Source organism: Anoxybacillus thermarum, assembly GCF_000836725.1.
GTDB classification, from domain to species: domain Bacteria; phylum Bacillota; class Bacilli; order Bacillales; family Anoxybacillaceae; genus Anoxybacillus; species Anoxybacillus thermarum.
The window spans coordinates 24,597-38,695 of the sequence record NZ_JXTH01000001.1; the positions used below are offsets into that span (position 1 = coordinate 24,597).

14 protein-coding genes are annotated in these 14,099 nt (G+C 44.2%); all 14 read left to right on the forward strand.

Features of this window, described 5'->3' with window-relative positions; translation table 11 throughout:
• The first annotated feature begins 49 nt into the window (after window positions 1–49).
• The 14 genes from LH47_RS00160 to sigE all read left to right on the forward strand — a co-directional run bounded on the left by LH47_RS00160 (window position 50) and on the right by sigE (window position 14,070).
• Window positions 50–1,516, forward strand: coding sequence for a UDP-N-acetylmuramoyl-L-alanyl-D-glutamate--2,6-diaminopimelate ligase (locus LH47_RS00160; protein WP_043963717.1), 1,467 nt, complete (start codon window positions 50–52; stop codon window positions 1,514–1,516).
• Between the two features lie 23 nt (window positions 1,517–1,539).
• Complete coding sequence (mraY, locus tag LH47_RS00165) at window positions 1,540–2,514, forward strand: phospho-N-acetylmuramoyl-pentapeptide-transferase (protein ID WP_043963583.1); 975 nt, start codon at window positions 1,540–1,542, stop codon at window positions 2,512–2,514.
• Entirely contained in the window at window positions 2,511–3,848 is a 1,338-nt protein-coding gene (murD, locus tag LH47_RS00170) for a UDP-N-acetylmuramoyl-L-alanine--D-glutamate ligase (RefSeq protein ID WP_043963585.1), read from the forward strand. The genes mraY and murD overlap by 4 nt, the downstream gene beginning before the upstream one ends.
• Before the next feature lie 68 nt (window positions 3,849–3,916).
• Window positions 3,917–4,981 carry a stage V sporulation protein E gene (gene spoVE / locus LH47_RS00175; RefSeq protein WP_043963720.1) on the forward strand — a complete coding sequence of 355 codons (1,065 nt, stop codon included), beginning with the start codon at window positions 3,917–3,919 and terminating at the stop codon, window positions 4,979–4,981.
• 56 nt (window positions 4,982–5,037) lie between these two features.
• Window positions 5,038–6,129 (forward strand): undecaprenyldiphospho-muramoylpentapeptide beta-N-acetylglucosaminyltransferase, encoded by a 1,092-nt coding sequence (gene murG / locus LH47_RS00180; RefSeq protein ID WP_043963589.1) that lies wholly within the window; start codon window positions 5,038–5,040, stop codon window positions 6,127–6,129.
• Window positions 6,130–6,170: 41 nt separating this feature from the next.
• Entirely contained in the window at window positions 6,171–7,079 is a 909-nt protein-coding gene (gene murB / locus LH47_RS00185; RefSeq protein ID WP_043963591.1) for a UDP-N-acetylmuramate dehydrogenase, read from the forward strand.
• Between the two features lie 131 nt (window positions 7,080–7,210).
• Window positions 7,211–7,990, forward strand: a complete 780-nt coding sequence (locus LH47_RS00190) for a cell division protein FtsQ/DivIB (protein WP_043963593.1) — start codon at window positions 7,211–7,213, stop codon at window positions 7,988–7,990.
• Complete coding sequence (locus LH47_RS00195; protein WP_043963594.1) at window positions 7,974–8,666, forward strand: DUF881 domain-containing protein; 693 nt, start codon at window positions 7,974–7,976, stop codon at window positions 8,664–8,666. Before LH47_RS00190 ends, LH47_RS00195 begins: the two co-directional genes overlap by 17 nt.
• A gap of 11 nt (window positions 8,667–8,677) precedes the next feature.
• A complete protein-coding gene (locus tag LH47_RS00200) occupies window positions 8,678–9,394 on the forward strand; it encodes a DUF881 domain-containing protein (protein WP_043963596.1) in 717 nt (238 codons plus the stop codon).
• Window positions 9,395–9,399: 5 nt separating this feature from the next.
• Complete coding sequence (locus tag LH47_RS00205; protein ID WP_021094878.1) at window positions 9,400–9,759, forward strand: small basic family protein; 360 nt, start codon at window positions 9,400–9,402, stop codon at window positions 9,757–9,759.
• Between the two features lie 80 nt (window positions 9,760–9,839).
• On the forward strand, window positions 9,840–11,120 hold the full coding sequence (gene ftsA / locus LH47_RS00210; protein ID WP_043963598.1) for a cell division protein FtsA: 1,281 nt from the start codon (window positions 9,840–9,842) through the stop codon (window positions 11,118–11,120).
• 28 nt (window positions 11,121–11,148) lie between these two features.
• The gene (ftsZ, locus tag LH47_RS00215) at window positions 11,149–12,270 is read left to right on the forward strand and encodes a cell division protein FtsZ (RefSeq protein ID WP_043963600.1); all 1,122 of its coding nucleotides are present in this window, start codon (window positions 11,149–11,151) and stop codon (window positions 12,268–12,270) included.
• Between the two features lie 138 nt (window positions 12,271–12,408).
• Window positions 12,409–13,302, forward strand: coding sequence for a sigma-E processing peptidase SpoIIGA (spoIIGA, locus tag LH47_RS00220; RefSeq protein ID WP_043963602.1), 894 nt, complete (start codon window positions 12,409–12,411; stop codon window positions 13,300–13,302).
• A gap of 48 nt (window positions 13,303–13,350) precedes the next feature.
• Window positions 13,351–14,070: an RNA polymerase sporulation sigma factor SigE gene (gene sigE, locus LH47_RS00225; RefSeq protein ID WP_043963604.1), complete on the forward strand. Its 720-nt coding sequence runs from the start codon at window positions 13,351–13,353 to the stop codon at window positions 14,068–14,070.
• The last annotated feature ends 29 nt before the right edge of the window (window positions 14,071–14,099 follow it).

The window sequence follows — 14,099 nt, forward strand, 5'->3', positions numbered from 1 at the left end:
CATGGCTTCTTTTTCTGTTTGTATAAGAAAAAAGAAAGGAACGATCGGCATGAAGTTACAAACGTTGCTTCAATATTTACATAACTTTACACCATGCGTAACAGAAAATCCAACGATTACATCCATTGAAATGGACTCAAGAGAAGTGCAACAAGGTTCGTTGTTTGTATGCATCAAAGGGTTTACCGTAGACGGTCACGATTTTGCTGAACAAGCCGTAGCGCGCGGAGCGGTTGCGATCATTGCGGAACGACCGCTCGCATTGCCTGTGCCGGTCATTTATGTGAACGATAGCCGCAGAGCATTAGCGATGTTAGCTGATGCGTTTTACGGTCAGCCGACGCATCATCTTCATTTAATCGGTGTAACGGGAACGAACGGAAAAACGTCGACGACGCATTTCATTGAACGCATATGTCGTCATGCGGGAAAAAAAACGGGTCTCATTGGCACGATTAACATGAAAATAGGCGATGAAACGTATGATGTAAACAATACAACACCTGAATCGCTCATCTTGCAAAAAATGTTTCGTAAAATGGTCGATGCGGATGTGGACGTTGCTGCGATGGAAGTCTCTTCACATGCGCTACATATGGGGAGGGTGCATGGTTGCGATTTTGATGTTGCTGTGTTTACGAATTTAACGCAAGACCATTTAGACTACCATCAAACGATGGACCATTATCGTTGGTCGAAAGGGTTATTGTTTGCGCAACTCGGCAACCGTTTTGACCATCAACGTCCAAAGTTTGCGATATTGAATGCAGACGATGCGGCTTCCGAAGAATACAAAAAAAGTACAGCGGCCCATGTTGTCACATACGGCATTCATCATGAAAGTGACATCATGGCGAAAAACATTGAAATGGCAACGAGTGGCACGACGTTTCAGCTCGTTACACCAATCGAAACGGTGCAAGTGAAAATGAAGTTAATTGGCATGTTTAACGTGTATAATATATTAGCTGCTGTGAGCGCTTGTCTCGTCTCGAACATTCCGCTCACGACGATTGTTGAAGCGATCGCTCATATGGAAGGCGTTCCGGGCCGCTTTGAAGTTGTGGACGCTGGCCAGCCGTTTACGGTCATCGTCGATTACGCCCATACGCCAGATAGTTTAGAAAATGTGTTGCAAACAATTCGGCAGTTTGCGAAAAAGCGCGTATTTGTCGTCGTCGGTTGCGGTGGAGATCGCGATCGGACGAAGCGGCCATTGATGGCACAAATCGCTGTCCAATATAGCGATGTGCCGATTTTTACATCCGATAATCCGCGCTCAGAAGAACCGCTCGCCATTTTAAATGATATGAAACAAGGGGTAACAGAAGATGTCGTATGTATCGTCGATCGAAAAGAGGCGATTACATATGCGATTGAGCAAGCTGAAGAAGGCGATGTCGTTTTAATCGCAGGAAAAGGACATGAAACGTATCAAATAATTGGCAAAGACGTGTTATATTTCGATGATCGTGTCGTCGCACGCGAAGCTATTCAACGAAGAAAAGATAAATAGGAGATGAGGAAGGTGCAGCGATCATGAACGAGAAAGTCATTTTGTTTACGGCAGGGCTTGCTTTTATTATTACGGTTGTATTATCGCCCATTTTCATTCCGTTTTTAAGGCGATTAAAATTTGGGCAAAGCATTCGTGAGGAAGGACCAAAATCACATCAAAAAAAATCAGGGACGCCAACGATGGGCGGGTTAATGATTTTACTATCGCTTTCGATCACGACATTTGTCATGAGCGATCTATTTTTTGAACGGACAGCACAAACGTACTTATTGTTGTTTGTGACGATAGGCTACGGATTGCTCGGCTTTGTTGACGATTTCATTAAAGTTGTTATGAAGCGCAACCTTGGCTTAACGAGCAAACAAAAACTAGCAGGGCAATTACTCATTGCGCTCATCTTTTACTTTTTCTTTCAACACTATAGCATTTCAACGGTCGTTTCGATCCCAGGGACAGACGTTTCCATTGATTTAGGAGCTGCGTATATTTTGCTTATTATTTTTATGCTTGTTGGCGGTTCGAATGCCGTCAATTTAACAGATGGATTAGACGGCTTGCTTGCGGGAACAGCAGCGATCGCGTTTGGTGCATATGCTGTATTGGCGTGGAATCAAGGGCAGTACGATATCGCCATTTTTAACGTTGCTGTCGTCGGTGCAGTGCTTGGATTTCTCGTATTTAACGCGCACCCTGCAAAAGTGTTTATGGGGGATACCGGCTCACTTGCGCTTGGTGGGGCGATTGTCACCGTTGCGATTTTAACGAAACTTGAAATATTATTAGTCATTATCGGCGGCGTATTCGTCATCGAAACGTTATCTGTTATTATTCAAGTCATTTCGTTTAAAACGACAGGCAAACGCGTGTTTCGCATGAGCCCGCTTCATCATCATTACGAATTAATCGGCTGGTCTGAATGGCGCGTCGTTGTAACGTTTTGGGCGGTTGGCCTACTATTTGCCATCTTAGGAATTTATATTGAGGTGTGGGTATGATATATAACGGAAAAAAAGTGTTTGTATTAGGTTTAGCGAAAAGCGGATGGGCAGCGGCGAAACGGCTTCGTGAGCTCGGCGCCGATGTCGTCGTCAATGATCGAAATGAACCAAGTGAACAACAAAGACGGGAGCTAGAAGCGCTCGGCATTCGTCTCGTGTGCGGCGGACATCCGCTTGAATTGCTTGATGAGCCGTTTGATTTCGTTGTAAAAAATCCAGGCATTCCGTACACGAACGAGCTGGTACAAAAAGCGCTTAACAAACATATCCCGGTCATTACCGAAGTGGAAATTGCTTATGAAACGTCAGAAGCGCCGATTATCGGCATTACAGGTTCAAACGGAAAAACGACGACGACGACGCTCATTTTTCATATGTTGCAAGAAGCAAAACGGCGTCCGTTAATCGCCGGAAATATCGGAACGGTCGCGTGCGAAGTCGCGAAACAAGCGACAAAAGATGACGTCATCGTCATGGAGTTATCTTCGTTCCAGCTGCTTGGGACGCTTCGTTTTCGCCCGCACATCGCGGTGTTGTTAAACATTTTCGATGCGCATTTAGACTACCATGGGACGAAAGAAGCGTATGCGGAAGCGAAAGGAAACATTTTTAAAAACCAAACAGAAACCGACTACGCCGTCGTCAATGCCGACGATCCAATCGTTATGCAATTGGTGGAAAAAAGCCGCGCGCAAAAAGTGCCATTTTCCGCTAAAACGCCATTATCATACGGGGCGACAGTAAAAGAAGGGGCCATTTATTTTCATGACGAGCGCATCATCGATATCGCAAATATAGCATTGCGGGGGGCGCATAACATAGAAAATATACTAGCGGCTGTTGCTGCGGCAAAACTTGCGGGTGCAGACAACGATTCAATACGCGGCGTATTAACGACGTTTACAGGTGTGCCACATCGATTGCAATTCGTCACTGAAATAAACGGTCGAAAATTTTATAACGACTCGAAAGCGACAAACATGCTGGCGACACAAAAAGCGTTAAGCGCTTTTCATGAGCCGGTCATTTTACTTGCGGGCGGGTTAGATCGCGGCAATGAATTTGATGAGCTATTGCCGTATTTAAACAATGTAAAAGCGGTCATTACGTTCGGACAGACAGCACCGAAAATTGAACGTGTTGCGCGTGAAGCAGGAATACAGCAAGTGAAACGTGTCGATAATGTGGAACAAGCAGCTTTTGCCGCATATGAATGGTCGTCGCCGGGCGATGTGATTTTACTCTCCCCAGCTTGTGCAAGTTGGGATCAATATAAAACTTTCGAACAGCGTGGGGACATGTTTGTACATGCGGTGCATAAGCTTAAATAAGACGAATTTTAAGTAAATTGAGGTGTTCCGCATTGCATGGAAAAAAGTCTGCACCTGATTTTTTGTTAATGATCATCACGTTTTCGTTGTTGGCGATCGGGCTCATCATGGTGTATAGCGCAAGCGCCATTTGGGCGGACTACAAGTTTTACGATTCGTTTTTCTTTGCCAAGCGCCAGCTGTTGTTTGCAGGGGTTGGCATTGTAGCGATGTTTTTTTTCATGAACATCGACTATTGGACGTGGCGCACGTGGGCGAAAGTGTTGCTTATTGTTTGTTTCATTCTTCTCGTCCTCGTCTTAATTCCAGGCATCGGCATGGTGCGCAACGGTTCGCGAAGCTGGATTGGCGTTGGCGCGTTTTCCATTCAGCCATCTGAATTTATGAAAATGGCGATGATCGCATTTTTGGCGAAATATTTATCTGAAAATCAAAAAAAAATCGCGTCGTTTAAACAAGGGTTACTCCCATCATTGACGCTCGTTTTTATCGCGTTTGGCATGATTATGTTGCAGCCCGATTTAGGAACAGGAACGGTGATGGTCGGCACGTGTGTCGTCATGATTTTTGTTGCTGGCGCGCGCATGAGTCATTTTGTCGTTCTCGGTTTGCTCGGATTAGCAGGGTTTGCCGGGCTCGTGTTATCTGCTCCGTATCGCATCAAGCGTATTACGTCGTTTTTAAACCCGTGGGAAGATCCGTTAGGAAGTGGTTTTCAAATCATTCAATCGCTTTATGCGATCGGACCGGGCGGGCTATTTGGGCTCGGGTTAGGGCAAAGCCGGCAAAAGTTTTTTTACTTACCTGAGCCCCAAACGGACTTTATTTTTGCCATTTTAGCGGAAGAACTCGGATTTATCGGCGGTTCGCTCGTTTTGCTTTTGTTTAGTTTATTGCTTTGGCGCGGCATTCGCATCGCTTTAGGCGCACCGGATTTGTACGGCAGTTTTTTAGCTGTCGGCATTATCGCGATGATTGCGATTCAAGTGATGATTAATATCGGAGTGGTGACCGGATTAATGCCGGTGACAGGTATTACGTTGCCGTTTTTAAGCTATGGTGGATCGTCTTTGACGCTCATGCTTATGGCGATTGGCGTCTTGTTAAACATTAGCCGTTACGCGCGATATTAAAGGCTGACTTCATGGAAGTCAGCTTCTTCTGTTACTTTCGATGAGGGGGAAAAACAATGAAAATTGTAGTTAGTGGTGGCGGAACAGGCGGACATATTTATCCTGCTCTTTCATTCATTCATGAGGTGAAAAAACAACACCCAAACGTTGATGTATTATATATCGGGACGAAAAAAGGATTAGAAAGCACGATCGTTCCAAGAGAAAACATTCCGTTTTATGCGATTGACATTAGCGGATTCAAGCGTAGTTTATCTTTTGAAAACGTCAAAACAATTGCCCGCTTTATTAAAAGTGTGCGCACGTGTAAAAAACTGTTGAAACAATATAAGCCAGACGTTGTGCTCGGAACGGGCGGATACGTGTGCGGACCTGTCGTGTATGCGGCAGCTAAACTAGGTATCCCAACGATCATTCATGAACAAAATAGCATTCCGGGACTGACGAACAAATTTTTAAGTCGCTATGTTCATAAAGTTGCCATTTGCTTTGAAGAAACAAAACAATATTTTCCACCCGAAAAAGTCGCGTTAACTGGAAACCCGCGCGCTTCAGAAGTCGTAGGAAAAGATGGGCGAGAGGCGAAACGATCGCTCGGGTTAGATGAGAAAAAAAAGACGGTGCTCATTGTTGGCGGAAGTCGTGGGGCGCGCCCGATAAATGAGGCGTTTTTACAAGTGCTACAACAAGTCGAACAAAAACCGTACCAATTTTTATATGTTACAGGTGACGTTCATTATGATAAAGTAATAAAGGCGGTGAACGATGTCGGCAATCCTTCAAACGTCATCATTCGCCCGTTTATTCATAATATGCCAGAAGTATTGGCAGGGGTCGATGTCATCGTCGCTCGCGCGGGCGCAACGACGCTAGCAGAAATTACAGCGCTCGGCATCCCGAGCATTTTAATCCCAAGCCCATATGTGACAAATAATCATCAAGAAAAAAATGCCCGAGCGCTTGAAAAAAAAGGAGCAGCGATCGTCCGTTTAGAAGGCGAATTGACGGGCGTGCGCTTGCTTGAAGATATCGATCACATATTGTTAGACGAACAAACGTTGACAAAAATGAAAGAAGCGGCATTTCAATTAGGCATTCGCGATGCGGCACAACGTTTATATCGCGTCATGGTGGAGATGATTTCATAAGTTGCATACGATATAGGAAAGAGGTAGAGGAGGATAGGCCATTGGAAAAACTACGTGAAGAGCTGCTTGAAGCAAACGTTGGAACGGTGAAAGAGAACGAACGAATGGCAAATCATACAACGATGAAAATCGGCGGACCAGCTGACTTGTTTGTTGAGCCGAAAAATCTAGATCGTTTAAAAAAGACGATGGAAATCGTGAAAAAATATAACGTCCGTTGGCGTGCGATCGGCCGTGGTTCGAACTTGCTCGTGCTAGACGAAGGCATTGAAGGCGTCGTCATTAAACTTGGCGAAGGATTAGACGACTTACAAATAAACGGGACAGAAGTGACGGTTGGCGGTGGCTATTCGCTTATTAAACTCGCGACAGTCATTAGTAAACAAGGATTGTCTGGCCTTGAGTTTGCTGGCGGTATTCCGGGATCGGTTGGCGGAGCGGTATATATGAATGCGGGCGCCCACGGTTCCGATATGTCGCGCATCGTCAAAAAAGCACAAATTTTATTTGAAGACGGGACGATCGAATGGTTGACGAATGAAGAAATGGAATTTTCGTATCGCACATCCGTTTTACAAACAAAGCGTAAAGGCATTTGTGTCGCAGCAACACTTGAAATGAAAAAAGGAAACCGCGACGAAATTGTCGCGGCGATGCAAAAAAACAAAGATTATCGCCGCGAAACACAACCGTGGAACTATCCGTGCGCCGGAAGTATTTTTCGCAATCCGCTCCCTCACTACGCCGGACAGTTAATTGAAAAAGCAGGATTAAAAGGCTATACGATCGGTGGGGCGAAAATTTCAGAACAACATGCGAATTTTATTGTGAATGCAGGCGGAGCGACGGCAAAAGATGTGCTCGAGCTCATCGATTACGTGAAAAAAACCATTTACGATTTATACGGTGTTTCGTTGCAAACAGAAGTTGAAATTGTTGGGCGGAAGTAATACATTTTCCCCATCCTAATTTTTTCTATATCATGCTATAATAAATTTTGAAACAATGAACTAACGGTTGCTGACGTACACCGTTAGTTTTCTTGTTATTTTGATTTGGTCCATCGACCGAGGTGGAGTGAATGGAAAAAGGAAAAGTTGTTGTTCTTGAAGAACGTGTACCGAAGTTAAAAGAGCAGCGAAGACAGCGCGCGAATCGCTTACTTGTTGCATATATCGCTCTATTTTTTATGCTTTTGTTAGCTGTCATTTATGCCCAGTCGCCGCTTAGCAATGTCGCAGTCATCCACGTTGAAGGGAATCGGCATATCGCTTCTCAAGATGTCATTCAATTAAGCGGTGTGACGAAAAAAACAAGCTTTTGGAAAGTGAAAAAAGACGAAGTCGAACAGCGCATTCAACAACATCCAGAAGTGAAAGAAGTAAGCGTGAAAAAACGAATTCCGAATCGCATTGACATCGTGATCGTCGAACGAAAGCGCATCGCTTACATTTTAGACAAGCATTCGTTTCTGCCGATTTTAGAGAATGGAAAAGTGTTAACGGATGTCAAACGGGCGATTCCGAGCGATGCCCCCATCTTAATTGGATGGAAAGAAGGGGAGGCTATTCAAGATATGGCTACCCAATTGGCACATACGCCAAGTTCGATTTTAAACCTCATTTCAGAAATTCATTACACCCCAAGCTCATCTGACCGAAGACATATTACCGTCTATATGAATGATGGCATAGAAGTCAGTGCGACGATTGATCGTTTTGCGGAAAAAATCGCTCACTATCCTTCGATTGTCAGCCAGTTGCAACCGGGGATGAAAGGTGTTCTTCATCTAGAGATGAGCACATATTTCAAGCCGTACGAAGCGGATGAAGGGAATGAAAAAGATGAAAATGAACGGTAATCACGTCGTTTTATCGTTCGTTTGCTTAGTTTTAGGCTTTATGCTCGTCCTCTCCTACCAAATGGCAAAAAAAGAAACGGCTAACCGCCAACTAGAACGCCAATGGGATAAAGAGTACGAATACCGCGAGCAGTTGATTAAGCAACAAGAACAAAATCGCAAACTGCAAGCGGAACTATTTAACAAACAACAACGTGTGCGTGAAATTGAAAAAGAGCTAGCAAACGAAGAACAAGTGTACTTTAACCTCGTTGAAGATGCAGAACGATTGCGTATGTATCTCGGAAAAGTAAAGGTAAAAGGAAAAGGAGTAGAAGTGACGTTATCTGACGCGTCGTACATCCCTTCTGAAGCGAATGCGACAAACTATATTGTTCATGAGCAACACGTATTTCAAGTTGTAAACGAACTATGGATTGCAGGGGCATCGGCGGTGGCGATTAACGGGCAGCGACTGTCGCATCGTTCGTACATCGTTTGTAACGGTCCGGTCATTGAAATTGATGGAACACAGCATCCCGCTCCGTTTGTCATTCAAGCGATCGGCGATCCGAACGTGCTCATTCCAGCGTTAACGATTGCCGGTGGTGTCAAAGATCAATTGACGAGCGATCATATTGTTGTTGATATTGTAGAAAAGGCAGAAGTGACGATGGAACCAATTATGCAAAAATAAAAGGAGGGGCGCTGTTGACGCGAAAAACGATATGGCATTTTACGTTTGTTTCGCTTATTATCGGCTTTATGTTAGCGATCCAATTTCAGACGAGCCAAGAGCCTGATGTGCGCGATACACGTGACATATGGGAAATACGACGAGATTTACAAAAAGAACAAGAGTTACATAAACAGCTGTTAAATGAAATTCGAAAATATGAAGAGACGTTAGAACAATACGAACAGCAACGTTCAGAAAATAAAGGGGCTATTTTGCGCCAAACGGTAGAGGAGTTGAAAAAAGAAGCGGGATTGACAGAAGTTGTCGGTGAAGGGATCGTGCTTTATATTGAGCAAATGTATGACGAATCATACGTCGGTCCGGTTAGCGATACGATATCAGCAGATTTACTGCGCCGGCTAATTAACGAATTAAATATGTACGGAGCTGAACATATATCGATTGCCGATCAACGCCTTGTTAACACAACGGTCATTCGCGACATTAACGGTGTGACGAAAGTTGATTCGTATCCGCTTCGCTCCTTTCCAATTGAAATAAAAGTCATTACCCCCGATGCTGAAAAAATGTACAACCGACTGAAAGCATCAACTATTGCCGATGACTTTGCGCTTGAAAATTTGCTCCTTACCGTTTCAGAGCCACAACAACGGGTCGTGATCTCTCCATACGATGGCACAGTGCGTGTGAAACGAATGGAAGCGGTCGAAGAGGATAGGAGGTGAAAAGGATGTGGCTTCCATTGCTCGGTTTACTGCTCGGCATACTGCTCGGATTGTTGACGGATTGGCGCATTCCGAGCGAATATTCGAGCTACTTATCTATCGCTGTGCTGGCGGCGTTCGATACGCTCATTGGCGGCATTCGTGCCCATTTACAAAATATTTACGATGAGCACGTATTTGTATCCGGATTTTTTTTTAATATTATTTTAGCAACAAGTTTAGCTTTTCTCGGTGTTCATCTTGGTGTAGACTTGTATTTAGCAGCTGTATTTGCGTTCGGTGTGCGCCTGTTTCAAAACATCGCTGTCATCCGCCGAATTTTGCTAACAAAATGGTTAGAAAACCGCCAAAAAAATCGCTTATAAAAAAGGGAATGCTGTTCGAATGTGGAATATAGTGTTGATATACATAGCAACGTTCATTTTGTAAAGGAGGTGCCACCAGAATGAACAGCAACGATTTTTATGTTAGTCTTGACATCGGTACATCTAGTGTAAAAGTGATCATTGGCGAAATGATCAATGATCAGTTAAACATCATCGGTGTCGGCAATGTGAAATCGCAAGGGCTGAAAAAAGGCTCTATTATTGATATAGATGAAACAGTACAATCAATTAAACGAGCGGTTGAACAAGCAGAACGGATGGTCGGCGTAACGATTAAAGGCGCGATTGTCGGAGTGAACGGCAATCATATTCAACTTCAGCCGTGCAACGGAATTGTTGCTGTATCAAGCGAAAATAAAGAAATTACAAATGAAGATGTGACGCGCGTCATTGAAGCGGCACAAGTCGTTTCCATTCCCCCAGAGCGCGAAATTATCGATGTCATTCCGAAACAGTTTATCGTCGATGGGCTTGACGGAATTAACGATCCGCGCGGTATGCTAGGCGTTCGCTTAGAAATGGAAGGCACGATGATTACCGCATCAAAAACCGCTTTACATAACGTGCTTCGTTGTGTAGAACGAGCGGGATTACAAGTGCTTGACGTATGTCTTCAACCGCTGGCCGCAGCGTCGATTGCCCTATCGAAAGATGAGAAAAATTTAGGTGTTGCGCTCGTTGATATCGGCGGCGGTTCGACGACAGTTGCCGTATTTGAACAAGGATTTTTACAGGCGACGACCGTGCTTCCGATCGGTGGCGAACATATTACAAAAGACTTATCGATCGGCATGCGCACGTCGACAGAAGATGCAGAACGCATTAAACTAAAACATGGACATGCGTTTTATGATCTCGCTTCTGATGAAGAAGTATTCACCGTTCCGATTATCGGCACCGATCAACATCAACAATTTACCCAATTAGAAATTGCCGATATGATCGAGGCACGGGTAGAAGAAATTTTACAAATGGTACAAGCAGAAATTCGAAGACGCGGATTTCGCGACTTGCCTGGCGGATATGTGCTGACCGGTGGCACAGTAAATATGCCGGGCGTATTAGAACTTGCGGAAGCGATATTTAACCATACCGTTCGCGTGGCGATGCCAGATTATATTGGCGTGCGCGATCCGCAATATACAAACGGTGTCGGTTTCATTCAATTCTCTTATAAAAATGCGAAGTTGCAAGGAAGAAACGTTCCTGTTCTTTCTCTCGGAGCGGCAAACGATTTCCAAGCGGAAAAAAAGGTGCATAAAGCGCCAGCGAAGCCGAAACAAAAAGAAGAACATTTAGGACAGAAAGTAAAGAAATTTTTCGGATACTTTTTTGAATGACAATTTGAATGGCTAGGAGGATTATGTCATGTTGGAGTTTGACACGACTGTTGATCAGTTAGCGACAATTAAAGTAATCGGTGTCGGCGGCGGCGGAAACAACGCTGTCAACCGCATGATTGAACATGGAGTACAAGGTGTTGAATTTATTGCGGTCAATACAGATGCCCAAGCGTTAAACTTATCAAAAGCGCCAACGAAACTGCAAATTGGAGCGAAATTGACGCGCGGATTAGGTGCGGGGGCAAATCCAGAAGTAGGAAAAAAAGCGGCGGAAGAAAGTAAAGAACAAATTGAAGAAGCGCTCAAAGGGGCCGATATGGTATTCGTTACAGCCGGCATGGGCGGAGGAACAGGAACAGGGGCGGCTCCAGTCATCGCTCAAATTGCGCGCGATTTAGGTGCGCTCACAGTCGGCGTCGTTACCCGACCGTTTACGTTCGAAGGAAGGAAGCGTGCGATGCAGGCGGCAAGCGGTATAGCAGCGATGAAAGAAGCGGTCGATACGCTCATCGTCATTCCGAACGATCGTTTATTAGAAATTGTTGATAAAAATACGCCGATGCTAGAAGCGTTCCGTGAAGCAGACAACGTGCTTCGTCAAGGCGTACAAGGCATCTCTGACTTAATTGCTGTGCCGGGATTAATTAACTTAGACTTCGCTGATGTGAAAACAATTATGTCAAATAAAGGTTCCGCTCTGATGGGAATCGGCGTCGCAACGGGAGAAAATCGCGCGGCAGAAGCTGCGAAAAAGGCGATTTCAAGCCCGCTATTAGAAACGTCGATCGACGGTGCGCAAGGGGTGTTAATGAACATTACAGGCGGCACGAATTTAAGCTTGTACGAAGTGCAAGAAGCAGCCGACATCGTCGCATCCGCTGCCGACCAAGATGTAAATATGATTTTCGGTTCTGTCATTAACGAAAACTTAAAAGACGAAATTATCGTTACTGTCATTGCGACAGGATTTAACGAAGAAGTTAACCAAGCAAAAGCAACGCGACAAGCCGTTGTCAAACCAACGGTTGGCGTCAAGCGCGAGAAAAAAGAAGAACCAGTCGTCGACTATCCGCCAACGCGCGGCCAACAAGTAGAAGACCCGCTCGACATCCCAGCCTTTTTGCGCAACCGCAATCGTCGCCGTTAAAAAAACGCTCACGACTCGTGGGCGTTTTTTTTATTCATCATTTGACAAAATCTCTAAAGAAATGACGTCATCGTTTGACACACTTTTCTATTGGAAGTGCTATATACTAGTTTCAAGATGTTTCAAGATAAGGAGGGGATGCCGCTGATTTATGCCGATGTCGTATGGTTATTAAATTTTTGTTTCGATGCGATGTTGCTATGGCTTGCAGCGATCATGCTGAAGCGTCGCGTGCACTTATGGCGCCTTATGCTTTCTGCATTGTTCGGCTCGCTGCTCGTCTTGCTCGTATTCACTCCTTTTGCTTATATGACATCTCATTTCGTAACGAAACTCGTCATCTCTTTTGTCATCGTTTGGATTTGTTTTGGTTTCCATCGCTTTCGTTTTTTTATCGAAAATGTGCTCGCTTTTTATTTTGCAACGTTTATGCTTGGCGGAGGAATGGTCGCCTTTCACTTTTTGCTAGAAAGTGAAATGACGCCTTATTCATCCGGATGGCTCACACATTCGACTTCTATTAGTTGGTTGTTTGTTATCATCATGTTTCCGATTTTATGGCTACTATCGAAAGTGCAAATGGGAACGATTCGGGAAAAAAAGTTGCGGTTTGAACATGTCATTCATGTGCGTGTGACATGTGTCGGACAAACGGTATCGTTAAAAGGATTAGTTGATAGCGGAAATCAATTGCGTGATCCGTTAACAAATACACCGGTCATGATCGTCGAATTGCAACCGTTCGCACACATCTTCCCTCAAGCTGTTTTACAAATGATTCAAAAACGGACGTACACAGATGACATCCCGAGCGAATGGGTGAGCCGAATACGTTTCATCCCGTATCGTGCCGTTGGCGTCGAGCAACAGCTACTAGTAGCCATCAAGCCAGACGAAGTGCAATGGTCGGACGGAAAACAATGGACATCTGTCAAAAAAGTGCTTGTTGGCTTTTATCCGTCATCATTATCAGCAGACGGAGAGTATAACTGCATCGTTCATCCGCATATGGTTATGTCGCAAGCTTCGTAATTATTATTATCATACGGCCGTTCGTGCTGAAATAGAAGGAGGTTTTTTATGAAGTTATTCAAATTACGTCTCACATATGTATGGTACAAACTATTAAAAAAATTAGGGCTGAAAGCGGACGAAATTTATTACATCGGTGGAAGTGAAGCGTTGCCGCCGCCACTTACAAAAGAGGAAGAAGAAATGTTGCTTCAAAAACTTCCTTCTGGAGATGAAACTGCGCGCTCGCTACTTATTGAACGAAACCTTCGTCTCGTCGTTTACATTGCACGAAAGTTTGAAAATACTGGCATTAATATTGAAGATTTAATTAGCATCGGTACGATCGGATTAATTAAAGCGGTCAATACGTTTAATCCGGAGAAAAAAATTAAACTCGCTACATATGCGTCGCGCTGCATTGAAAATGAAATTTTAATGTATTTACGGCGCAACAATAAAGTGCGCTCCGAAGTGTCATTTGACGAACCGTTAAACATTGACTGGGACGGCAACGAATTGTTGTTGTCGGACGTGTTAGGGACAGAAGATGACATCATTACGAAAGATTTAGAAGCGAATATTGACCGCAATTTACTATTTCGTGCACTCGATCAATTAAGTGATAGGGAAAAACAAATTATGGAACTTCGCTTCGGTTTAACTGGAGGAGAAGAAAAAACGCAAAAAGATGTCGCGGACTTATTAGGCATTTCCCAGTCATACATTTCCCGTTTAGAAAAGCGAATTATTAAACGATTGCGAAAAGAGTTTAACAAAATGATGTAATGCATATTTTTCCCTTCGAAGGAGATACT

Bases quoted from the DNA above. Each gene is read 5' to 3' on its own strand.
- LH47_RS00205 (WP_021094878.1), top strand. From the start codon at position 9,400: ATGTGGCTTCCATTGCTCGGTTTACTGCTCGGCATACTGCTCGGATTG.
- LH47_RS00160 (WP_043963717.1), top strand. From the start codon at position 50: ATGAAGTTACAAACGTTGCTTCAATATTTACATAACTTTACACCATGC.
- sigE (WP_043963604.1), top strand. From the start codon at position 13,351: ATGAAGTTATTCAAATTACGTCTCACATATGTATGGTACAAACTATTA.
- spoIIGA (WP_043963602.1), top strand. From the start codon at position 12,409: ATGCCGCTGATTTATGCCGATGTCGTATGGTTATTAAATTTTTGTTTC.
- ftsZ (WP_043963600.1), top strand. From the start codon at position 11,149: ATGTTGGAGTTTGACACGACTGTTGATCAGTTAGCGACAATTAAAGTA.
- spoVE (WP_043963720.1), top strand. From the start codon at position 3,917: ATGATCATCACGTTTTCGTTGTTGGCGATCGGGCTCATCATGGTGTAT.
- LH47_RS00195 (WP_043963594.1), top strand. From the start codon at position 7,974: ATGAAAATGAACGGTAATCACGTCGTTTTATCGTTCGTTTGCTTAGTT.
- murD (WP_043963585.1), top strand. From the start codon at position 2,511: ATGATATATAACGGAAAAAAAGTGTTTGTATTAGGTTTAGCGAAAAGC.
- murG (WP_043963589.1), top strand. From the start codon at position 5,038: ATGAAAATTGTAGTTAGTGGTGGCGGAACAGGCGGACATATTTATCCT.
- LH47_RS00190 (WP_043963593.1), top strand. From the start codon at position 7,211: ATGGAAAAAGGAAAAGTTGTTGTTCTTGAAGAACGTGTACCGAAGTTA.
- mraY (WP_043963583.1), top strand. From the start codon at position 1,540: ATGAACGAGAAAGTCATTTTGTTTACGGCAGGGCTTGCTTTTATTATT.
- ftsA (WP_043963598.1), top strand. From the start codon at position 9,840: ATGAACAGCAACGATTTTTATGTTAGTCTTGACATCGGTACATCTAGT.